General features: G+C 72.6%; 16 protein-coding genes and 2 pseudogenes. 4 read left to right on the forward strand and 14 right to left on the reverse strand.

The features are described from left to right. Window positions 1-958, reverse strand: a pseudogene (locus tag ACNAYW_RS14115) (ABC transporter substrate-binding protein); the annotation flags it as partial. A gap of 313 nt (window positions 959-1,271) precedes the next feature. Beyond that, window positions 1,272-3,179: a translational GTPase TypA gene (gene typA, locus ACNAYW_RS14120; protein ID WP_415850319.1), complete on the reverse strand. Its 1,908-nt coding sequence runs from the start codon at window positions 3,177-3,179 to the stop codon at window positions 1,272-1,274. A 182-nt stretch (window positions 3,180-3,361) separates the two neighbouring features. Between typA and ACNAYW_RS14125 the strand changes: the two genes are divergently transcribed. Continuing rightward, window positions 3,362-3,559 (forward strand): hypothetical protein, encoded by a 198-nt coding sequence (locus ACNAYW_RS14125; RefSeq protein ID WP_068524542.1) that lies wholly within the window; start codon window positions 3,362-3,364, stop codon window positions 3,557-3,559. Between the two features lie 78 nt (window positions 3,560-3,637). Here ACNAYW_RS14125 and ACNAYW_RS14130 read toward each other — a convergent pair whose 3' ends face one another. Then, window positions 3,638-5,053, reverse strand: coding sequence for an NAD(P)/FAD-dependent oxidoreductase (locus ACNAYW_RS14130; protein WP_415850320.1), 1,416 nt, complete (start codon window positions 5,051-5,053; stop codon window positions 3,638-3,640). Window positions 5,054-5,322: 269 nt separating this feature from the next. On the opposite strand from ACNAYW_RS14130, the gene ACNAYW_RS14135 reads away from it, so the two are divergent. After that, entirely contained in the window at window positions 5,323-5,601 is a 279-nt protein-coding gene (locus ACNAYW_RS14135; protein ID WP_415850321.1) for a hypothetical protein, read from the forward strand. Between the two features lie 84 nt (window positions 5,602-5,685). On the opposite strand, the gene ACNAYW_RS14140 is transcribed toward ACNAYW_RS14135, so the two are convergent. Both ACNAYW_RS14140 and mgrA read right to left on the reverse strand, forming a co-directional pair. Continuing rightward, window positions 5,686-6,417: a TetR/AcrR family transcriptional regulator gene (locus tag ACNAYW_RS14140; protein ID WP_415850322.1), complete on the reverse strand. Its 732-nt coding sequence runs from the start codon at window positions 6,415-6,417 to the stop codon at window positions 5,686-5,688. Then, window positions 6,390-7,451, reverse strand: a complete 1,062-nt coding sequence (gene mgrA, locus ACNAYW_RS14145; RefSeq protein ID WP_415850323.1) for an L-glyceraldehyde 3-phosphate reductase — start codon at window positions 7,449-7,451, stop codon at window positions 6,390-6,392. Before mgrA ends, ACNAYW_RS14140 begins: the two co-directional genes overlap by 28 nt. A gap of 49 nt (window positions 7,452-7,500) precedes the next feature. Here mgrA and ACNAYW_RS14150 point away from each other — a divergent pair, with 49 nt between their 5' ends. After that, entirely contained in the window at window positions 7,501-8,505 is a 1,005-nt protein-coding gene (locus tag ACNAYW_RS14150; protein ID WP_415850324.1) for a cation diffusion facilitator family transporter, read from the forward strand. A 94-nt stretch (window positions 8,506-8,599) separates the two neighbouring features. Here the strand turns inward: ACNAYW_RS14150 and ACNAYW_RS14155 are convergent, their stop codons facing one another. The 5 genes from ACNAYW_RS14155 to ACNAYW_RS14175 all read right to left on the reverse strand — a co-directional run bounded on the left by ACNAYW_RS14155 (window position 8,600) and on the right by ACNAYW_RS14175 (window position 15,651). Continuing rightward, window positions 8,600-9,994, reverse strand: coding sequence for a GMC family oxidoreductase N-terminal domain-containing protein (locus ACNAYW_RS14155; RefSeq protein WP_415850357.1), 1,395 nt, complete (start codon window positions 9,992-9,994; stop codon window positions 8,600-8,602). Window positions 9,995-10,562: 568 nt separating this feature from the next. Further along, a complete protein-coding gene (locus ACNAYW_RS14160) occupies window positions 10,563-11,603 on the reverse strand; it encodes an ABC transporter ATP-binding protein (protein WP_415850325.1) in 1,041 nt (346 codons plus the stop codon). Window positions 11,604-11,643: 40 nt separating this feature from the next. Next, a complete protein-coding gene (locus tag ACNAYW_RS14165; RefSeq protein WP_415850326.1) occupies window positions 11,644-13,281 on the reverse strand; it encodes an ABC transporter permease in 1,638 nt (545 codons plus the stop codon). Beyond that, window positions 13,278-14,342, reverse strand: a complete 1,065-nt coding sequence (locus ACNAYW_RS14170) for a thiamine ABC transporter substrate-binding protein (protein ID WP_415850327.1) — start codon at window positions 14,340-14,342, stop codon at window positions 13,278-13,280. Before ACNAYW_RS14170 ends, ACNAYW_RS14165 begins: the two co-directional genes overlap by 4 nt. Window positions 14,343-14,346: 4 nt before the next feature. Then, window positions 14,347-15,651 carry a glycosyltransferase 87 family protein gene (locus tag ACNAYW_RS14175; RefSeq protein ID WP_415850358.1) on the reverse strand — a complete coding sequence of 435 codons (1,305 nt, stop codon included), beginning with the start codon at window positions 15,649-15,651 and terminating at the stop codon, window positions 14,347-14,349. Between the two features lie 63 nt (window positions 15,652-15,714). On the opposite strand from ACNAYW_RS14175, the gene ACNAYW_RS14180 reads away from it, so the two are divergent. Further along, entirely contained in the window at window positions 15,715-16,479 is a 765-nt protein-coding gene (locus ACNAYW_RS14180; RefSeq protein ID WP_415850328.1) for a CPBP family intramembrane glutamic endopeptidase, read from the forward strand. A gap of 16 nt (window positions 16,480-16,495) precedes the next feature. On the opposite strand, the gene ACNAYW_RS14185 is transcribed toward ACNAYW_RS14180, so the two are convergent. The 4 genes and pseudogenes from ACNAYW_RS14185 to ACNAYW_RS14200 all read right to left on the reverse strand — a co-directional run bounded on the left by ACNAYW_RS14185 (window position 16,496) and on the right by ACNAYW_RS14200 (window position 20,720). Beyond that, window positions 16,496-16,678 (reverse strand): hypothetical protein, encoded by a 183-nt coding sequence (locus ACNAYW_RS14185; protein ID WP_415850359.1) that lies wholly within the window; start codon window positions 16,676-16,678, stop codon window positions 16,496-16,498. 99 nt (window positions 16,679-16,777) lie between these two features. Further along, a pseudogene (locus ACNAYW_RS14190) lies at window positions 16,778-17,635 on the reverse strand (nitrilase-related carbon-nitrogen hydrolase); the annotation flags it as partial. A 32-nt stretch (window positions 17,636-17,667) separates the two neighbouring features. Further along, complete coding sequence (locus ACNAYW_RS14195) at window positions 17,668-18,987, reverse strand: M20 family metallopeptidase (protein ID WP_415850329.1); 1,320 nt, start codon at window positions 18,985-18,987, stop codon at window positions 17,668-17,670. Beyond that, entirely contained in the window at window positions 18,984-20,720 is a 1,737-nt protein-coding gene (locus ACNAYW_RS14200; RefSeq protein ID WP_415850330.1) for an amidohydrolase, read from the reverse strand. The genes ACNAYW_RS14195 and ACNAYW_RS14200 overlap by 4 nt, the downstream gene beginning before the upstream one ends. Between the last annotated feature and the right edge of the window lie 106 nt (window positions 20,721-20,826).

Below are 20,826 nucleotides of genomic sequence, written 5' to 3' on the forward strand. Positions count from 1 at the left end.
GCGGCGGCGGGGTGGGCGGCACGCTCTGGCTGGGCGGGATCGGGGCGTTCTGCAGCGTGTAGCCGGCGCCGGCGAGGGCCTGCTCGAGCCGGGCCTTCGCCTCCGCGGGCGCGGGGCGCGTCGGCATCGTCGGGACGTAGCCGGGGTCCGACGGTGCCAGCACCTGCGCGCGGGCGGGTCGCACGGCGTCGCCGCCGGAGCCGACCGTCGTGAGCAGGTCGACGTTCACGGCGTCGAGGAGGGCCCGGCGCACCTCGACGTCGGCGAGGAACTTCGAGCGGGTGTTCAGGGTCAGCGCGAGCACGCGGGGGTCGACCTGTTCGACGGCCCGCACCTCGTAGATGGAGGTGAGCTGCGCCAGGAGCGACTGTCCCCCGTGCATCGAGACCACCTGCACGTCGCCGGTGCGGACGGAGTTGGCGAGCTGGGTATCGGTGCCGCCCTTGCGCAGCACGATGCGGTCCACGCGCGCGGGCTTCATCCAGTAGCGGTCGTTGCGCTCGAGGGTCACCTCGTCGCGTGCGACGTCCACCTTCTTGACCAGGTAACCGGCGCCCGAGGCGGGGATCTTCTCCTGCATCGCGCCGTTGAAGCCGCCCGGCGAGCCCTTGATCAGGTGGCTGGGCAGCAGGTTCTGGAACAGGGTCCGCCAACCGGGCAGCGGGGCCTTGAGCGTGACGATGACGCGCTTGCCGCCGGCGCCGGAGGCCACCGACTCGATCTGCCGGTACGGCGCAGAGCCCACCGTGTCCGGCGCGGTGGTCATCGACTGCCAGAGGTAGACGAAGTCCTCGGCCGCGATCGGCGCACCGTCGGACCACTGCGCGTCCTGCCGGATGGTGTACGCGATCTGCAGCGGCGCGGGGTGCTCGATCGTCGGGATCAGGTCGGTGTTCTGCGCGAGCGTCACCCGGCCGTCCGCCCCGCGCACCTCGCGGAAGACGCTGGGCAGGGTCATCGCGGCCAGCGCCCGCGAGGCCGAGGACGAGTTCGACGCGAGGTGCGGATTGAAGCCCGGCCCGAGGCCGTCGATCGCCACCTGCACGGTGGCGCCGGTCGTGGCCGGGGCCTGCGGCGGCGCGGAGGTCTCCGAGCCCGGCACCGCCGGTGGCGGATCGGCCACGCAGGCGGTCAGCGTCGTCGCGAGCAGCGCCGACGCCACCGTCAGCCCCAGGGACCTACGCCGCACTGCTCGTGCCTCCTACCGCTCGCTCGAAGTCCACACCGCCCGACGGGTCACCGTCGGGTCACGTCACCGCGACCGAGGGCGATCAGCCCGCGGCCTGGTCCCGCGACTTGGCGCGCGACCGCTCACGGGCGCGCTCGGTGGCGTTCAGGTGCACCTTACGCACCCGAACGACCTCGGGGGTGACCTCGACGCACTCGTCGCCGGCGCAGAACTCCATCGCCGCCTCGAGCTCCAGCTTGATGGGCTTCGCGAGGGTCTCCATGACGTCGGCGGAGGACTGACGCATGTTGGTCAGCTTCTTCTCCTTGGTGACGTTGATGTCGAGGTCCTCGGCGCGCGGGTTGATGCCCACGACCATGCCCTCGTACGTGTCGGCGCCGGGCTCGACGAAGAAGGTGCCGCGGTCGGCGAGCTGGATCATGGCGAACGGGGTCACGCTGCCCTGGCGGTCCGAGACCAGCGAACCGGTGTGGCGGGCGCGGATCTCGCCGGCCCACGGCGCGTACTCGTGGAAGACGGCGTTGGCGATGCCCGTGCCGCGGGTCTCCGTGAGGAAGTCGGTGCGGAAGCCGATGAGGCCGCGCGACGGGACGACGAACTCCATGCGGACCCAGCCGGTGCCCTGGTTGGCCATGGTCTCCATGCGGCCGCGCCGGTTGGCGAGCAGCTGGGTGACCGAGCCGAGGTACTCCTCGGGCACGTCGATGGTCAGGTGCTCGAAGGGCTCGTGCACCTTGCCGTCGACCTTGCGGGTCACCACCTGCGGCTTGCCGACGGTGAGCTCGAAGCCCTCGCGGCGCATCTGCTCGACCAGAATGGCCAGCGCCAGCTCGCCGCGGCCCTGCACCTCCCACTGGTCGGGCTTGCCGATGTCGAGCACCTTGAGCGAGACGTTGCCGATGAGCTCGGAGTCGAGGCGCGACTTGACCATGCGGGCGGTCAGCTTGTGGCCCGAGACCTTGCCGACCAGCGGCGACGTGTTGGTGCCGATGGTGACCGAGATGGCCGGCTGATCGACGGTGATCCGCGGCAGCGCGACGGGGTTCTCCAGGTCGGCGAGGGTGTCGCCGATCATGATCTCGGGGAAGCCCGCGACGGCCACGATGTCGCCCGCGACGGCCTCCTCGGCGGGCTTGCGCTCCACGCCGTCGGTGGCCAGCAGCTCGGTGACCTTGGCGTTGGTGACCACGGGCTCGCCGTCGACCTCGCGCATCCACGCCACGGTCTGGCCCTTGCGCAGCGTGCCGTTGTGGATGCGGACCAGCGCCAGGCGGCCGAGGAAGGCCGAGGCGTCGAGGTTGGTGACGTGGGCCTGCAGCGGCGCCTCGGCATCGCCCTTGGGCGCGGGGATGTGGTCGTGCAGGATCTCGAACAGCTCGTCGAGGTTCTCGGCGTCCGGGACCGCGCCGTTGGCGGGGGCGGTGGTCGAGGCCTTGCCCTCGCGGCCCGAGGCGTAGATGACGGGGAGCCCGAGCGCGAGCTCGGCGGCCTCCGCAGCCTCGTCGGACAGATCGGAGGCGAGGTCGAGCAGCAGGTCCTGGGCCTCGGTGACGACCTCCTCGATGCGGGCGTCGGGGCGATCGGTCTTGTTCACGACCAGGATCACGGGCAGCGACGCGGCGAGCGCCTTGCGCAGCACGAAGCGGGTCTGCGGGAGCGGGCCCTCGGACGCGTCGACGAGCAGGACGACACCGTCGACCATCGACAGGCCGCGCTCGACCTCGCCGCCGAAGTCGGCGTGGCCGGGGGTGTCGATCACGTTGATGACGGTGGTGGTGCCGTCGGCGTTGACACGGTGCACGGCCGTGTTCTTCGCCAGGATGGTGATGCCCTTCTCCTTCTCCAGATCACCGGAGTCCATGACGCGGTCGACCAGCTCGGCGCGCTCGCCGAACGCGCCGGACTGCCGCAGCATGGCGTCGACCAGGGTGGTCTTCCCGTGGTCGACGTGCGCGACGATGGCGACGTTGCGGAAGCTGGGCTGAGCCACTGTGGTTCTCCTGTGAGGTGGTCGTGCACGCGCAACGGTCGATGATCCGTGGGCGCGTCGAAGGGGGCGTGCGGACACGCCTGGTCGTGACCAGGTTACTTCCCGCAGGCCCGCGGAGCCGCATCGTGACCGCCGGATGTGACGGTTGGCATCGTACGATTAGGTTGCGCTAACCTATTTACGTGAGTAAGACCAAGGCGCACAAGCTCGTGGGCAGCAAGCCCAAGAAGAAGTGCTGTCGCAAGAAGACGCGGTGCATGAAGTGCCCCGTGGTGATCCACAAGCTCAACCGGATGGCCGCGCACGGCGCGACCAAGAAGGAACTCGAGAAGTCCCTGAAGACGGTGCGCGCCAACCCGGATCGCACCCGCGTCGCCTAGACGACCGGCCAGGCCGGCTGACGGGGCCGGCCGACTGGACCGGCCGGGCGATCGGCGCGCTCGAGCGCTCGGGGTCGGCTAGCCCGAGCCCTCCGCCCGTTCCACCCGCTCCGCCTCCTCGACGGCCGCCAGCTCCCCCTGCTTCGTCTGGAGCTGGTGCATCGCCAGGCGCGCGTAGACCATCTGGCTGGTGATCGCCATCTGGCCACGGCTGTTGCTGGAGAAGGTGACGAGCCAGGTGAGCAGTGTGCTGAACCGGTTCTTGAAGCCGACGAGGTACACCAGGTGCAGCGCGAGCCACATCAGCCAGGCGATGAATCCGCCGAACTCGATCCGCCCGACCTTCACCACCGCGTCGAACCGCGACACCGTGGCCATGCTGCCCTTGTCGAAGTACGTGAAGGGCTTCCGGTTCGCCGGGTCGTCGCGGCCCTCGAGCGATGCCTTGATGAGTTTCGTGGCGTACTTGGCGCCCTGGATCGCGCCCTGCGCCATGCCGGGAACGCCCTTGACGAACATCAGGTCGCCGACGACGAAGACGTACGGGTGCCCCTTCACCGTCAGGTCCGGTTCGACGACCACGCGGCCCGCGCGATCGACCTCGGTACCCTCGACCTGGTCGGCGATCAGCTTCCCCAGCGGATTGCCCTGCACGCCGGCCGACCACACCTTGCACGCACTCTCGATCCGCCGCTCGGTGCCGTCCTTCTCCTTGACCGTGAGCCCCTGGTAGTCGACCTCCGAGACCATGGCGTTCAGCTGCACCTCCACCCCGAGCTCCTCGAGGCTGGTCTGCACCTTCCTCCCGAGCTTCGGCCCCATCGGCGGGAGCACGGCGGGCGCCGCGTCCAGCAGGATCACCCGGCAGTCGGACGGATTGATCGTCCGGAACGCACCGACGAGGGTGCGCTGCGCCAGCTCGGCGATCTGGCCGGCGAGCTCGACGCCGGTCGGTCCGGCGCCGACGACGACGAACGTGAGCCGGCGACGGCGCTCGGCCTCGTCCGTCGACACCTCCGCGGCCTCGAACGCCCCCAGGATGCGGCCGCGCAGCTCGAGCGCGTCGTCGATGGTCTTCATGCCCGGCGCGAACATCGCGAAGTGGTCGTTGCCGAAGTACGACTGCTGCGCGCCCGCCGCGACGATCACGCTGTCGAACGGCGTCACCGTCTCCATCGTCATCAGCTTCGAGGTCACCGTCTTCGCCGCGAGGTTCACGTCCTCGACCTCGCCGAGCACCACCCGGACGTTGGCCTGGTCGCGCAGGACGAGCCGCGTGCTCGGGGCGATCTCGCCCTCGGAGAGGATGCCCGTGGCCACCTGGTACAGGAGCGGCTGGAACAGGTGGCTCGTGGTCTTCGCGATCATGGTCACATCGACGTCGGCGTTCTTGAGGGCCTGGGCGGCCGTCAGGCCCCCGAAACCGGATCCGACGATGACGACGTGGTGCCGTCGGCCGGTCCCGGACTGTACTGGCCACGGTGCAACAGTCATGGTTCCTCCGAATGGTGGGCGCACCTTGCAGTAAAGACCTCCGGCGTTGCATTCGCACCGGGAATGGATATTCGGCGGCCCGCCCTCAGCGGCCGAGCAGTCCCCGCAGTGCGCCCGGGTCGGCGGCGGTCGCGACCGCGGCGTCGAGTTCCTCCGCCGTCACGGGCAGCGCCCGCAGCTCCGCCACCAGATCCGGCACGTCCCCCTCCCGGCCCGCCGCGGGCGCGAGCTCCAGCAGGAAGGCCAGGGCGAACGCTCGATCGGGGCCGGTGTCGCCGGTCGACCAGGGTGAACCGGGTGGCGCCGGGCCGGAAGCGGGTGAGTCGCGGGTCGCCGGACGACGGGACCCTGCCCAGCAGCCGCTTGATCGCGGCCTTGAACGCCGCGTGCTCGGCGGCCACGTCGTCGACCAGCAACAGGCAGGTCCCGGTGTCGTCGGCGTCGCGGGCGAAGCGACCGAAGTGGACGTCGGCACCGTCGCGCGTGAACGCGAGGTACAGGTACGGGCGGACCTGGTACCCGACGCACTCGAAGCCGAGGGCCGGTAGAAGTCGCGGAGGGCCTCGGGGTCGACGCAGGGCAGGACGGGGACGGCGGTGGCGGGCACGGGGCCAGGTGAGAACCGAATGCGGTCAGTTTCCGTCCGACGGTGCCGTCACCAGCAGGTTCGTCAGGACCGACGTCAGCACCTGCACCAGTTCGGCGGGGTCCGAGCGGTCGCCGGCGTGCTGCCACCAGGCCATGAGGAATTCGTTGACCGACGGGATGAACGCCGCGTGCACCCACGACGCCACGGGCCGGGCGCCGGCGGCCTCCGCCGCCGACCGGATGGTCTGCGCCCACTGGTCGCGGTTCGCCAGCCGACAGGCCTCCAGCTCGGCGCTCACGCCGACGACCTCGACGAAGGCCACCCGCAGCCCGCGCGGGTCGGCGAGCACCGCGTCGATGTACGCCGTCAGGCCCGATGCGACCAGGGTCGCCACGGCCCCGTCGCCCGTGCCCGCGGTGGGGGCACCGTCGGCCAGCGCGGCGGCGACGGCGGCGCGCCCGCGGTCGTGGACCCCCATGTACAGGTGCCGCAGGAGGGCCTCGCGGTCGGCGAACCGCTCGTAGAAGTGTCGCCGCGAGACCTTCGCCCGCTCGCAGACGTCCGCGACGGTGGTCTGCTGGTAACCGACCGTCGCGAACAGCTCCAGGCCGGCGTCCTCGAGCCGGGCCACGCGCTCGGCGTGCCGGGTCCGCGCGTCGGCGCCGCCGTAGACCCGTCCGGCCGTGCTCCGTTCGGCCGTGCTCCGTCCGGCGGCGCTCCGATCAGCGGCGCCGGTCCGCGCGGCGGTCACGATGTCGAAGCGGTGGCGCCCCACCAGATGTTCACGTCGCCGTCCACGGCGAACTCGTCGATCGCGGCCAGCTCGTCCGCGGTGAAGCCGAGGTTCGCGACGGCGCCCACGCTGTCCTCGAGCTGCGCGACGCTCGACGCCCCGATGAGGGCGGAGGTCACCGCCGGCGAACGGAGCACCCACGCGATCGCCATCTGCGCCAGCGTCTGCCCGCGGTCGGCGGCGATCGCGGCCAGCCCCCGCACCCGGGCCAGGTTCTCCGCGGAGAGCATGCCGCCGGAGAGGCTCTTGCCCGCGGCGGCGCGGGAGTCCTCGGGCACGCCGCCGAGGTAGCGGTCCGTCAGCAGGCCCTGCGCCAGCGGCGAGAAGGCGATGACGCCCATCCCCTCGGCGGCGGTGGTCTCCAGCAGCGAGGGCCCCGAGCCGTCGCCGCGCTCGACCCAGCGGTTGAGCATCGAGTACGAGGGCTGATGGATGAGCAGCGGCGTGCCGAGCCCGCGCATGATCTCCTGCGCCCGCGCGGTGAGCTCCGCGCTGTACGACGAGATGCCCACGTACAGCGCCCGGCCCGAGGTGACGGCCGTGTGCAGCGCACCCATGGTCTCCTCGAGCGGCGTCGCGGGATCGGGACGGTGGCTGTAGAAGACGTCCACGTGGTCGAGGCCCATCCGCCGCAACGAGTTGTCCAGCGAGCTGAGCAGGTACTTGCGGGAGCCGCCGAAGCCGTACGGGCCGGGCTGCATGTCCCAGCCGGCCTTCGAGGAGATGATCAGCTGGTCGCGATAGGGCCGGAAATCCTCGGCGAAGAGCGTGCCGAAGTTCCGCTCGGCGCTGCCCGGCGGTGGGCCGTAGTTGTTCGCGAGGTCGAAGTGCGTCACGCCCAGGTCGAAGGCGCGGCGCAGGATGTCGCGCTGGGTCTGCAGCGGCTTGTCGTCGCCGAAGTTGTGCCACAGCCCCAGCGAGACCGCCGGGAGCTGCAGGCCCGACTCCCCCACCCGGCGGTACGGGACCCCGTCGTAGCGACGGTCGTCGGCGACGTACGGATCGAATGCACCCATACCTCCATCATGCCCGGCGCGGGCCGCCCCCGGGCCTACGATCGGCAGCATGAGTGACGCGGCGGCGGACGGTTCGCAGAACGAGAGCCTGTTGACGGTGCTCGTCGCCTTCGGCGCGAACGTGCTGATCGCGGTGGCGAAATCGGTGGTGGCGGCGATCACCGGGTCGGCCGCCATGGTGGCCGAGGCGGCGCACTCGTGGGCCGACACCGGCAACGAGGTCTTCCTCCTCATCGGCGCGAAACGCGCGGGCAAGCCGGCCGACGAGAGCCACCCCTTCGGCTACGGGCGATCCGGCTACGTCTGGTCGATGTTCGCGGCCTTCGGACTGTTCAGCGTGGGCGCGGCGGTATCCGTCTGGCACGGGATCAGCGCGCTCGGCGAGCCCGAGGACGTGACGGACTACGGCTGGAACTACGCCGTGCTGGGCATCTCGTTCGTCCTCGAGGGCATCTCCTTCCTGCAGGCCCTGCGCCAGACGAAGTCCGGCGCCGAGGAGCGGCACCTGTCCCCGCTGCGCTACGTCCGGATCACGTCGAACCCGGTACTGCGCTCCGTCTTCGCCGAGGATCTCAGCGCGCTGATCGGCATCGTCATCGCGACCGCCGCCATCGCGCTGCACCAGATCACCGGCGATCCCGTGTGGGACGCCATCGGCTCGATCGCGGTGGGGATCCTGCTCGGCTTCGTCGCGGTGTTCCTGATCCGCCGGAACATGGACTTCCTCACCGGCGAGGAGGCCACGCCGCTGGCGCGCAACCGCATGCTCGAGGCGCTGTACGCGCACCCCGACATCAAGCAGGTCAGCTTCCTGCACATGGAGTGGGTCGGCGCCGACCGCCTCTTCCTGGTGGCCGCCGTCGATCTCGAGGGCGATCTGCCCGAGTCCCAGGTCGCGACGCGGCTCGCGGCGATCGCGGACGACATGCACCGGATCCCGCGGATCCAGCGCGCGGTCTTCACCCTCACCCGCCCCGGCGACACCACCCGGCTCACCCTCGACCCGCTGCCGGACTGGTACCTGCCCGCGGACGGGTCGCCGCCGCCGCGCTGACCCGGCCGCGCTGACACTGGCGTCGGTCGGCTCCGCGCTGACCCCGGCGCCCGGTCGGCCCGGGTGCGGATACGGATGCGGATGCGGATGCGAGTCAGCGCAGCCGCGCCGCGAGGCGCGAGGCGTTCATGTGCGCGATCGCCTCGATGGAGATCATCGGGTTCACGCCGCTCGCCGTGGGGAAGCACGAGGCGTCCGCGACGACGAGGTTCGGCACCTCCCAGGTGGCCCCGTCGGGATCGGTCGCCGAGGTGTCGCGGCTGCCGCCCATCGCGGCGGTGCCCATGATGTGCAGCGCGATCATCATGCACCGGGCGGGCGCGTAGCCCTCCCGCTGCGCCGCGGCGGCGAAGTCGTCGAGCGCGCCGGGCAGGTCGGCGGCGACCCGGTTCTGGTGCGAGCTGCGCACCGACCGCGCGCCGGCGGCGGCCAGGATCTCCGCCGCGCCCACCACGCCGCGCTGCATGTGCGCGGCGTCGCGCGCGCCGAGGCGGTACCGCACGACGGGCTCGCCGTCGCGCCCGACGGTGACCCGCCCGCTCCCGCTGTCGCGGACGATGACGCCCACCTGCACGGTGTGCCGCATCGCCCGCATATCGGCGGCGTGCTGCGCCGCGGAGTGCCAGGGCTGGAACAGCGTGATCGCGCCGGGGCTCACGGGCCCGGTCTCGTAGATGACGCCGTGGCCGGCACCGTCGAGGTCGGCGTGCTCGGTGGAGTAGCGGGTCTGCAGGCCGCCCTCCCACGGGCGCACGTCCTCGTCGAAGACACCGGCCACCGCGGTCACCGGGTGCAGCCGCAGGTTCTCCCCGATCCGCTTGTTCCGCAGGCCCGAGCGCCGCAGCAGGGGCGGGGTCTGCAGGGATCCGGCCGCGACCACGACGGTCCGCGCGGCGACGGTGACCGGGGCACCGTCGGGTCCGATCGCCTCGACGCCGGTCGCGCGGCCCCGTTCGACGATCACGCGTCGCACCTCGACCCCGACGGCGATCCGCGCCCCGTCCGCCGCGGCGTCCTGCAGCCAGGTCTTGGCGGTGGACCGCTTGGCGCCGATGCGGCAGCCGTACCCGCACCGCCCGCACTCGACGCCCTGGTCGCAGCCGAGCACGTTGCGCGGCATGGCGTCGCAGTGCCACCCGAGCGCGGTCAGGCCGCGCTCGAGGATGACGTCGCGCGACGACGCGGTGCCGTGGTCGGTGTTCACGCCGAGCCGGCGCTGCACGGCGCCGAGCGAGCGGGTGAACTCGTCGTCCGCGAACTGCCGGGCGCCGTGCGCGGCCCACTCGGCGCGGACGTTCTCGGGCGTCGCGAACGAGGTGGTCCAGTTCACGACGGTGCCGCCGCCCAGCGTGCCGCCGGCCATGAGCGACGAGAACTGTCCCTCGGCCGAGATCGCGGGCGCCCCCGCGTACAGGGTGGTGAGCGATTCCAGTTCGCCCCGGCCGAAGTCGCGGTCGTCGTGGTAGCCGCCGCGTTCGAGCACGAGCACGTCGANGCNCGCGGCCGCGAGCACGGCGGNNGCGGTGCCGCCGCCCGCGCCGGACCCCACGACCACGACGTCGGCCGTCAGCCGCGCGCCGCCCGCGGGGATCGGTAGCGGCCGCAGCGGTGGTTCGGGGGCGTCGGTCAGCGGGCCGGGCGCCTCGGGGTAGCCGATCGCGGCGCGGGCGGCGGTCGCGTCGGGCGCGATGTAGTAGGCGCCGATGAGCAGCGAGCGCAGGCCCTGGAAGACGGCGCGGACCGGGGCGAGCGGGTGCGTGCCCCAGCCGAGCAACGCCTCCTCGCGCCGCGCATGCGGCAGCGCGGAGAACTTCCGCGGGCCGATGCGGTTGACCACGCCGAAGCCGCGGGTGTCCCAGACGTCGAGGAAGACCTGCAGCTCGCGCAGCTCCCGCGGCAGCATCTTGTGACGGGCGGTGCGCGAGACCGCGTCGACGAAGTCGATGTCGCGGGCGCCGGGCACGCCGTCGCCGCCGGGTATCAGGGTGTCGGCGATGGCGAGCAGGGCCCGGGCCTGGCGCGGGGTGAAGACGTCGGTACCGAAGGAGCTCACGGTGCTATCCGATCACGGCGATCCGGCGCGGGTTGAGCGCGACGCGCACGACCTCGCCGTCCGCGGGCGCGGTGTCGCCGAGCGCGTCGACCAGCAGCTCGCCGTCGGCGGTGTCGACGGCGGCGGTGATCCGCACCCCGTCGGCGGTGGGCACGGACCCGGTCACCCGGGCCGGCACCCCGTGCGCCTGGATCACGACGGAGCCGGGGCGCAGTCCCAGCCGGAACCGGCCGTCGGGGCAGTCGACGAGCACCTGTCCCAGCGCGGACGTGGCCTGCAGGTCCTTGACCTGCGCGTCCAGCAGCACGGTGTAGCCGAGGAAGCGGGCGACGTCGGGCGTGCGCGGCCGCCGCCACAGCCGGGCGGACCGATCGACCTGGGCGAGCTCGCCGGCGTCGAGCACGGCGACGGTGTCGGCCAGCTCGACGGCCTCGTCGTGGTCGTGGGTCACGATGAGCGCGGGCGTCCCCGTCTCCCGCAGGATCCGCCGCAGGTCGCCCACCAGACGGTCGCGCAACTGCCGGTCGAGCGCCGAGAGCGGCTCGTCGAGCAGCAGCAGCCGGGGCCGCGGGGCCAGCGCGCGGGCCAGCGCGACCCGCTGCTGCTGCCCGCCGGACAGCTCCCCGACGGGCCGCGCGCCCATTCCGGGCAGGCCCACCAGTTCCAGCAGCTCCTCGACGCGGGCGTTCGCCTCGGCCCGCGACCAGTGGTGGCGCTGCAGGCCGTACCGGATGTTGCCGGCCACGTCGCGGTGCCCGAAGAGCTGCCCGTCCTGGAAGACGACGCCGAAGCCGCGCTTGTGGGTCGGCACGTCCGCGAGGTCCTCGCCGGCCCACAGGATGCGGCCGCCGGCCAGCGGCTCGAGCCCCGCGACGGCCCGCAGCAAGGTCGACTTGCCGCACCCCGACGGGCCGAGGAGCGCGGTCACCGCGGTGGAGCTCGTGCTCCCGGCGGACTCCCCGGCGGACTCCCCGACGGTGAGCGAGACGTCCCGCACGGCGGTCCGCTCGCCGTAGCGCACCGAGACCCGATCGATGGTCAGCACTGCGACTCCCCTCCCCCGACGGCGCGCCCCCGCGGACGCATCAGAACTCCGCCCGCCCGACGTCGTCGCGGCGCAGCGCCTCGACCGCGCCGATCACCGCCACCGTCGCGGCGATGAGCAGCACCGAGCACGACGCGGCGAGCGCGGCGTCGGCCCAGCCGGGGCGGCCGGAGATCCGGCCGATGAGCACGGGCAGTGTCATCTGTTCGGGCCGCACCAGGAAACTGGCGGCGCCGAACTCCCCCAGGGTAACGACGTACGCGAAGCCGGCCGCGACGGCCACCGACCGGCTGATGACCGGCAGGTCGACGGTGGTGAAGACGCGCACCGGTGACGCGCCCAGCACGGCGGCGGCCTGGCGCTGCCGCGGGTCGACGGCCCCGAGCGCGGGCACCAGCACCCGCACGACGAGCGGCACCGCGACGAGCGCCTGGACGAAGGGCAGCACCGCGGGCGATTCGCGGACCGCGGGCAGCGACTGCAGCGCCAGCAGGTAGCCGAAGCCGAGCGTCACCGCGCTCACGCCGAGCGGCAGCATCACCACGGCGTCGGCGAAGCGGCTCAGCAGCCCGTGGGAGCGGGCGATCGCCACTGCGGCGAGCCCGCCGACCAGCAGCGCGATCGCGCCGGCCTGCGCGGCCGTGACGAGCGACATCAGCAGCGCCTTCACCGGTACGACGCCGCCGAAATCGGCGGTGAGCCGCCGGTAGGCGTCGAGGCTCAGCGCCCCCGACGGGTCGGGTCGCAGCGAGCGCAACAGCAGCGCCCCCAGCGGGAAGAGGAGCAGCGCGACGCTCACGGGCACGCCGGCGAACACCGCGAGCCGGGCGCGTCCCGCGGCGCGGGGCGGCTCCGGCCGGGCGGCGGCCGAGGGCCGCGAGACCCGCACCCGCAGCGCGCCGCTCAGCGCGACGGCCAGCACCACGATGACGATCTGGACCAGCGCGAGCAGGGCGGCGGTGCGCAGGTCGAAGGCGCCGACGACCTCCTGGTAGACCGCGGTCTCCAGGGTCCGCAACCGGCTGCCCCCGACTACGAGGACGATGCCGAAGCTCGTCGCGCAGAACAGGAAGACCACGGACGCCGCCGACGCGATCGCGGGCAGCAGCGCCGGCGCGGTGGCGGTGAGGAAGGCCCGGACCGGGCCGGCGCCCAGGGTGCGCGCGGCCTGCTCGGCGCGGGGGTCGACGGCCGACCACACGCCGCCGACGATGCGCGCCACCACGGAGACGTTGAAGTAGGCGTGCGCCAGCAGCACCGCCCACACGGTCTCGGAGAGGCCGAGGAGGCCGAGGCTCCCGCCGGGCGCGAAGAGGGTGCGGAAGGCCACGCCGACCACGACGGTGGGCAGCACGAAGGGCACCGTCACCACCACCCGCACGAGCCACTGCCCGCGGAACCGCACCCGCGCGGTGAGCCACGCGAGGGGCAGCCCGAGCACCACGGTGAGCAGCGTCGACGCGGCCGCCTGCCAGACGGTGAACCAGACCAGCCCCAGGCCGCCCGCGCCGGTGAAGCCCTCCCACATGCCGACACCGTCGGACGAGAGCCCGCGCGCGACGATCGCGGCGACGGGCCACAGGAAGAACACCGCCACGAACAGCAGCGGCGCGGCCAGCAGCGCGAGCCGCCCGCGCGACGACGACGTCACGGTGTCCCGCAACGGCAGGGGATTCACCGCCCCATCAGCTGGCGCCACTGGCGCACCCAGCCGTCGCGCTCGTCGGCGAGGCGGTCGGCGGGCAGCGTGGCGGCCTTCGGCGGCACGGGCGCGTACTTGGCCCAGGACTCGGGCAGCGCGACGCCGCGGGTCACCGGGTAGACGTACATCTCGTCGGGGATGGTGGCCTGCGCCGCCGGCGAGAGCAGGAAGTCGATGAGCCTGCGCGCGCCGTCGGGGTTCTTGGTGCCGCGCAGCACGCCGGCGTACTCGACCTGCCGGAAGCAGGTGTCCAGCAGCGCCTTGGTCGGGGGCGCCGAGCCGTCCTTGCCCGCCTCGGCGGCGGGCGAGCTGGCGTAGGAGACGACGATCGGCTTCGGGCCCTTGCCCGACGAGCCGGAGAAGTCGGTGGAGTACGCCGTGGACCAGTTCGGGGTCACGGCGACGTCGTTGGCGCGCAGCGAGCGCCAGTAGTCCTGCCAGCCGTCGCCCAGCGTCGCGACGGTGCCGGCCAGGAAGGCCATGCCGGGCGACGCGGTCTCCGGGTTCTGCACCACGGTCAGGCCGCGGTACTCGGGCTCGGCCAGGTCCTGGTAGGTGACCGGCTCGGGCAGGTTCTTGTCCCGGAAATAGCGGGTGTCGATGTTGACGCAGACGTCGCCGAAGTCGATCGCGGTGAGCTGCGGCATGCCCGCGAGGGCGTACTCCTGCGCGCCGTTCGCCGCCGCGGGCGAGACGTACTCGTCGAAGACGCCGGCGCGCACGGGCCGCGCGGCGTAGGTGTTGTCCACGCCGAACGCGACGTCGCCGGGCGGGTTCCCCGGGGTGAGCGAGAGCTTGGTGGCGAGTTCGCCGCCGTCGCCGAGCTCGACGGTCTTGATCGCGAGCCCGGTCTGCTTCGTGAAGTCGGCGAGCACGTTCTCGGGCAGGTGGAAGCTCGAGTGGGTCACCAGGGTCACGGTCCCCGTCGCCGACGGTGCGCCGCTCTCCTGCGACGGTGCCGTGCTGGTCGCGCACGCACCGGTCGCCAGTGCCGCCGCCGTGAGGATCGCCAGGCCGAACCGGCCGAGGGTGGTCATCCGCTCAGACTAGTGCGTCCAGCCGGCGCCGCTGCGCGAGGATCAGCGCGACGAGGACCAGCGGCGCCAGCACGCCGGGCGCCATGAACAGCGCCCAGACGGGGCCGTCCTCGATCCCGACCGCGGCGAGGCCCTTGCGCAGGAAGTGCACGCCGATGTAGCCGAACACCGCGGTGACGGCGGCGACCGCGGTCGCCCAGGGGGTGAAGCCCGCGCCGGGGGTGCGGAAGTCCGCGCCGCCGCCCGGGCCGAGCGGGCCGTGCACCACCCAGATCAGCAGCGGGACGATCCACACGAAGTGGTGGATCCACGAGATGGGCGACGCGAGCAGCCCGAGGAACTGCACCAGCACCAGCGCGATGAGCGCGTCGCCGCGGCGCACCACCCACCAGGCGGCGACCAGCAGGGCCGCGGCCACGACCACCGCGATGATCCACGCCGGCCCGGTGCCCACGTCGTGCCCGGCGAACCGGGACACCGCGCCTCGCAGCGCCTGGTTGTCGGGCTTGGCGGGGTCGCCGATGGGGCCGGTGTCGCCGAGCAGGATCGTGAAGTAGCGCCGGGTCTCCGAGGGCAGGATCAGGTAGCTGATCCCCACAGTGGCGGCGAACGTCACACCGGAGAAGAACGCCGCCCACACGCGGCCGCGGGCGAGCAGGAACAGCCCGCCGACCGCGGGCGTGAGTTTGATCCCCGCGGCGAGGCCGACGAGGAAGCCGGAGGCACCGTCGACCTTCTCCGGCTTCGGCGAGAGCGACGGCGACGGGGCGGCGCGGGCGATGAGGTACGCCGCCCACACGCCGAAGGTCATGAGGACCACGTTGATCTGGCCGTAGTCGAGGTTGGTGCGCACCGGGTCGATCCAGAGCGCAGCCGCCGTCCACACCAGGGGCAGCTCGCGCGGCACGTCGCCCAGGCGCGACGGTGCGCCGCGGGCCGCGGCCAGGATGGCCAGGCACATGCGGATGACCAGGAACAACAGGCCCGCGGTGAGCGCCACCCAGCCGACCGCGACCACCGGGAACGGGAGGAACTTCAGCGGGTAGAAGAACAGGGCCGCGAAGGGCGGATAGGTGAACGGCAGCGGCTGCTGCGGCGTGTAGTCGCGCAGCGCGAAGTCGTACAACCCGCCGTCGGCGGTGACCCGCTGGGCGGCCTCGTAGTACACCCGCAGGTCGACGAAGTTGAAGTTGTGCTGCCCGGCGAGGATCCACACGATCCGGGCGCCGAGGGCCACGAGGAAGAGGGGAAGCGCGGCGCGCCGGAGGCCGCTCGCGGGACCGCCGTCGGCCGACGTGCTGCGGTCCATGGTCACGGGTGGACACCTTAGCCATGCTCACACCCGTTGCGCGAACCGCCGCGCGTCTGGACTATGGAGCGGGTGACCACAGTCGAGACGACCGCCCCCGATCATTCCGCCCTGCGTTCGGCGGTCTCCGGGGCACGCGCGATCGTCGACGTGGGCGTGGTCGTCGCCGTGCTGGTCGCGACCAATCTTGTCGCGCATTTCACGGGCAGCTGGGCCGCTCTGCTGGCGGTGCCGGTGTCCGCGGTCCTGCTGATCGCCATCGCCCGGCACCGCGGCCTGGACTGGCACGAACTGGGCCTGGGCCGCGAGCACTGGCGCTCCGGGGCGAAGTACGCGGCCGCCGCGGTCTTGGTCGTGGCGACGGTGATCGTCGTCGGCGCGCTGCTGCCCGTCACGCGCGGCCTGTTCCTCAACGACCGCTACGCCACCTTCTCGACCGCGATCATCGCGTCGATGGTGATCATCCCGCTGCAGACGGTGATCCCCGAGGAGCTGGCCTTCCGCGGCGCGCTGCACGGCACGCTGTCGCGCGCGATGCGCTTCCGCTGGGTCGTGGTGACGGGCTCGCTACTCTTCGGCTTCTGGCACATCGCCTCGTCGCTGGGCCTGACCAGCGGCAACGCGGGCCTGACCAAGATCCTCGGCGCCGGCCCCCTGGCGCAGATCCTCGGCATCGCGGGCGCGGTGATCGCGACCGCCTTCGCCGGCTGGGTGTTCACCTGGCTCCGCTCCCGCAGCGGCTCCCTCATCGCCCCCATCGCGCTGCACTGGTGCCTCAACGGCGCGGGCGCGCTGGCCGCCGCCTTCGCCTGGCAGCTCCTGCGCTGACCCGCGCCGTCGGGCATCACCCCTCCCAGCTCGCGATCACGGCGTCGAAGTCACCGTCCGCGGGTCCGGGAAGGTGACGCGCGCCGGGGTGCCGCACCGCGGGCTCGGTGTAGGCGCCCGCTTCCACCAGGCGCGCGATGTTGCCGCGGTAGATCTCGTCGACCTCGGCGTGCCGGCCCGGCTCGCGGTCCAGCCACAGGTTCGCCGGGTGGATCGGCCGGTCGTACATGCCGCGGAAGAGCTCGGTACGCAGGTCCTTCATCCAGTTGGAGTTGAGATTCATCGCCCGGAACTGGCGCAGCGCCTCGACGTCGACGGGGGCGGCGACGATCGCGTTGGCGCCCGACGGGGCCCGCCCGATCACCTGCCCGGTGTAGTCGACGATGTGCCCGTTGCCGCCCGCGATGTCGACCGGATGCTCCGCCGCCGGCGACGAGTACACCGGCCCGGTGTTGGGACACACCATGTAGACGCCGTTGAAGTGCGCGTGGGCGCGGTTCTGCAGCAGCCAGGTGCCGCCGGCGTCCGGACCCGCCGCGGTCATCGGCACCGCCTCGCTCGGCCGGTAGATCACTTCCGCGCCGCCCAACGCGAGCGCCCGCACGGCCTCGGGGTACTCGCCGTCGCTGCAGCAGATGGTGCCGATGTTGCCGATGTCGGGCGTGCGCAGCACCGGGTAGAAGGCGTCGATGCCGTCGCCGAACAGCTCGACCCACCGGTCGTAGACGTCGTGCGGGGTGCACGAGTGCTCGCGGCACCAGACGTGGTTCTTCGCGGCTCGGTGCACGATCTCCCCGTCGGGCGAGATCACGACCATGACGTTGAAGAACCGGTCCTCGATCACCTCGGGCCACCGCGCCTTGCACTGCACCACGACGTAGGTCCGGTACATGCGCGCCAGCGCGGCGAGCCGCTCGGTCTCCGGCCCGGGGACGTCGATGAACAGCTCGCGGGCGCTCCGCGCGTGCGGCAGGTCGAAGACCTCGTCGGTGAAACCCGTGAGCGCCCCCTCGGAGAGCGCGACCAGCTTGACCGGGAGGTTGATGCCCACGATGGAGACCGCGGCGTGGAAGGCCTCCTCGATCACGTCGAGGTTGCGCGCGATGTGCTCGCGCGCGCCGATGCCGTGCACGAAGGTCGACAGGCCCACCGCCATGTAGGGCGCGACCGGCCCGTTCGTCGGCGCGCTCACCGGACACCGCACCAACGCAGGGCGGCGAGCGCGTAGGTCCTGGCCGCGCAGACCACCTCGTCGATCGCGCACCGCTCGTCCACCGCGTGCGCCATGGCGAGCGCACCCGGCCCGAGCCCGACCGCGGGGATGCCCGCCGCGGTGAACCAGGTGAGATCGGTCGCGCTGGGGAAGGGCCGTACGTCCGGCGTGCCCGCGTAGGCCGTTCCGGCCGCCGCGTCCTCGCGCGCGGCCACGACGACTCGGCAGAACGGGTCGTCGCCGTCGGTGCGTCCGCCCGGGTAGTGCATCGGCCACTCGAGCCGTGGCGGGTGACGCCGCAACCACGGGTCCGCGTCGGCCACCCGGGCGACGACGGCCGCGATCTCGGCCTGCACGTCGGCGACGCCCGCCGCAGGCGGGTAGAAGATCGCGTAGTCCAGGACGGCCTCGTCGGGGATGAACGCCACGTTGCGCCCGGCGCGGGCGCCGCCGTCGATCACGTCGAGGCCGATGGTGAACTGGCCCGGCTCGAACAGCGGGTCGACGCGAGTGCGCTCCCACGCGGTCTCGAGGCGCCGCAGCGCGTCGTGGATCGCGAGCGCGCCGTCCACGGCGCTCGCGGCGACCGGGTCGCCGGCCCCGTCGCGCTGCTGGACGCGCATGAGGGAGCGGGCCGAGGCGTGGCCCGTGCGACCCGTCACCGTGATCCGCAGGACGAGGACGCCGGGAGTCGCGGGCATCACGCTGAGCGGGACCAGCGCGCCGGTGGGTTCCGCGATGATCGCGCCGTCGGCGGTGTAGCCGCGGGCGAGCACGGCGGAGGTGCCGAGGTGGTGCTCGAGGTTCTCCTCCCCCACGACGCCCTGCAGGATCAGGTCGCCGCCGAGGCGCACCCCGGCCTCGCGCAGCGCGCGGGCCGCGAAGGCCTGGGCGACGAGGCCGGCCTTCATGTCGACGGAGCCACGGCCCCAGACGTGGGTGTCGTCGTGGAAACCCGCGAAGGGATCGTGGGTCCAGGCATCGGCGTCGCCGGCCGGCACCACGTCGACGTGACCGTTGAAGATGAGTGAGCGGCCGTCGCCCTCCCCGTGGACGACGCCGACGACGTTGTCGCGCCCGGGGACCTCGCCGAACAGTTCGGTCTCCGCGCCGGCCTCGCGGTAGACGCCGGCGAGCAGCCGCGCGACGTCGGTCTCGCCGCCGACGAGGTCGTCGAAGTCCTGGTCCGGATAGGTGGGGTTGACGCTGCGAACGGCGATCGCAGCGCCGAGGGTCGCGATCATCTCCTCGCGCAGGCCGTCGACGCGGCCCAGCACCCGATCGGCGGCGGTCACGCGCGCACCTCCCGCGCCGGGGCGGCGAGTTCGCCGCTGTCGTGGACGGTCTCGCCGCCGAGGTAGGTGCGCAGCACCCGGGTGCCGGCGAGCTCGTCGATCGGGCAGGTCGACGGGTCGCGGTCCACGAGGATCACATCGGCGTGCTTCCCCGCGGCGAGCGAGCCGATCTCGGGCCAGTCGAGGACGGCGGCGGCGCCGGTCGTCCACATGCGGAGGGCGTCGACGCGGGAGAGCTTCTGGTCGGGACCGTCGTTGCGACGGTCGCTGCCGGCGAAGCGGTGGGTCTGCGCGAGTTCGATCTGCTCCCAGGGGTTCTTGGGCCCCCAGTCGGAGCCGCCGGCGAGGTCCAACCCCGTGTCGACGAGGCGCTGGAGGGGTTCGAGGTCACGCCAGGCGTGTTGGCCGATGCGCTCGCCGTACATGGCGCCCTTGCCCCACGCGAAGCCCGCACTGGTGGTCACCTGGAAGCCGAGGTCGGCGTAGCGCCGGGCCTGCGCGGGCGTGATGGTGATGGCGTGCTGCAGGATCCAGCGACGGTCCCGGAAGTCGACCTCGCGGACGACCTGCTCGGCGATGTCGAGGAAGTCGTCGTGCTCGCGGAACGCGCCGAGGCAGAGATTGGCGCGGATGCCCTGTTCGGCGCAGTAGCGGACGAAGGCCTCCTCCTTCTCCAGGGAGAGGAACCGGGTGCCGCGGGTGGGCCTGCCGAAGGGGTCGAGGGCGGGCTCGTAGGTGGCGAAGTAGCCGGAGAAGCACGGGCCGCCGGGGCTCATGGTGAGGCCACCGGTGCGGAGCAGGTCGTCGCCCGCCTGCCCCACCTGCGCGGCGAACTGCGGGAGGCGGTCGGCGAATTCGGCGTCGGTGAGCGGGTCGAAGGGGTAGAAGATCACCGATTCGACGTCGAGCGTGGCGTGGATGCGCATGGTGAGGGCGCCCGCGGCGCGCAGGTGCCGGTACAGCGCGAGGTGCTCGGGTTCCATGGCGTGCCCCTCGTAGCCCGTGGTCACGCCCTGTCGGGTGAACCTCGCCATCTCCGCGGTGGTTCCGGCTGCCGCCGTGTCCAGGCTCGGGCGCGGCAGCTTGGTGAGGATCTGCCCCCAGAAGGGGTCGTAGGTGTAGTAGTTCGTGACGGGTCCGCGGAGGACGCCGGTGAGCTCCCCCGCGTCGTTCTTCTCGATCTCGACGTCGCACACGCGGTCGGGGATGAAGGCGCTCAGGCCGACGGCGCGGAGGCCGGCGCTGTTGAAGGCCACCACGTTCGGCATCTTCGGCGCCCAGGCCTGGATCATGACGGGGTGGTCGGCGGTCGCCGCGTCGAGCGTCCACCGGTCCGGCAGATGCCGTTCGAGCAGGTCCTTCTCGGACCGACGCAGGAAGTAGTGCGGCTCCCCGACGGGGGTGCACATGATCCACTCGCCCGCCGGCGTGACCGCGGCCTTCGCCCGGATCCGCGCGACGATGTCGGAGTGGTCGACGGCGTCGGTGAGGTCGACGAGGCCGCCCGCGAGCATGCCGAAGTGCATGACGTGCGGGTGCGTGTCGATGAGCCCCGGCATCACGGTGGCGCCGCCGGCGTCCACGCGCTGCGCACCGGACCCCGCGGCGGCGTCCATGTCACGGCGGTCGCCCACGGCCACGATGCGGCCCCCGTCGAGGACTATCGCCTCAGCCTCCGGGCGGTCGGGATCGAAGGTGAGCACTCGCCCACCGGTGATGAGTGTTGCGGTCATAGCGGCCCTTCCGAGATGTCGTCCCCTGCGGACGCCACCACCGTAACCCCAATTTTCTCCATTTGGAGAAAATTGATCGAAAGCCGTCGCCGGTACGATCGCGGAC

The organism is Tsukamurella ocularis (genome assembly GCF_965138335.1).
Classification (GTDB): domain Bacteria; phylum Actinomycetota; class Actinomycetes; order Mycobacteriales; family Mycobacteriaceae; genus Tsukamurella; species Tsukamurella ocularis_A.

Coding starts and splice junctions, on each gene's coding strand:
- ACNAYW_RS14130 (WP_415850320.1), bottom strand. CDS start 5,053: ATGACTGTTGCACCGTGGCCAGTACAGTCCGGGACCGGCCGACGGCAC.
- ACNAYW_RS14175 (WP_415850358.1), bottom strand. CDS start 15,651: ATGGACCGCAGCACGTCGGCCGACGGCGGTCCCGCGAGCGGCCTCCGG.
- ACNAYW_RS14200 (WP_415850330.1), bottom strand. CDS start 20,720: ATGACCGCAACACTCATCACCGGTGGGCGAGTGCTCACCTTCGATCCC.
- ACNAYW_RS14170 (WP_415850327.1), bottom strand. CDS start 14,342: ATGACCACCCTCGGCCGGTTCGGCCTGGCGATCCTCACGGCGGCGGCA.
- ACNAYW_RS14150 (WP_415850324.1), top strand. CDS start 7,501: ATGAGTGACGCGGCGGCGGACGGTTCGCAGAACGAGAGCCTGTTGACG.
- mgrA (WP_415850323.1), bottom strand. CDS start 7,451: ATGGGTGCATTCGATCCGTACGTCGCCGACGACCGTCGCTACGACGGG.
- ACNAYW_RS14180 (WP_415850328.1), top strand. CDS start 15,715: ATGGAGCGGGTGACCACAGTCGAGACGACCGCCCCCGATCATTCCGCC.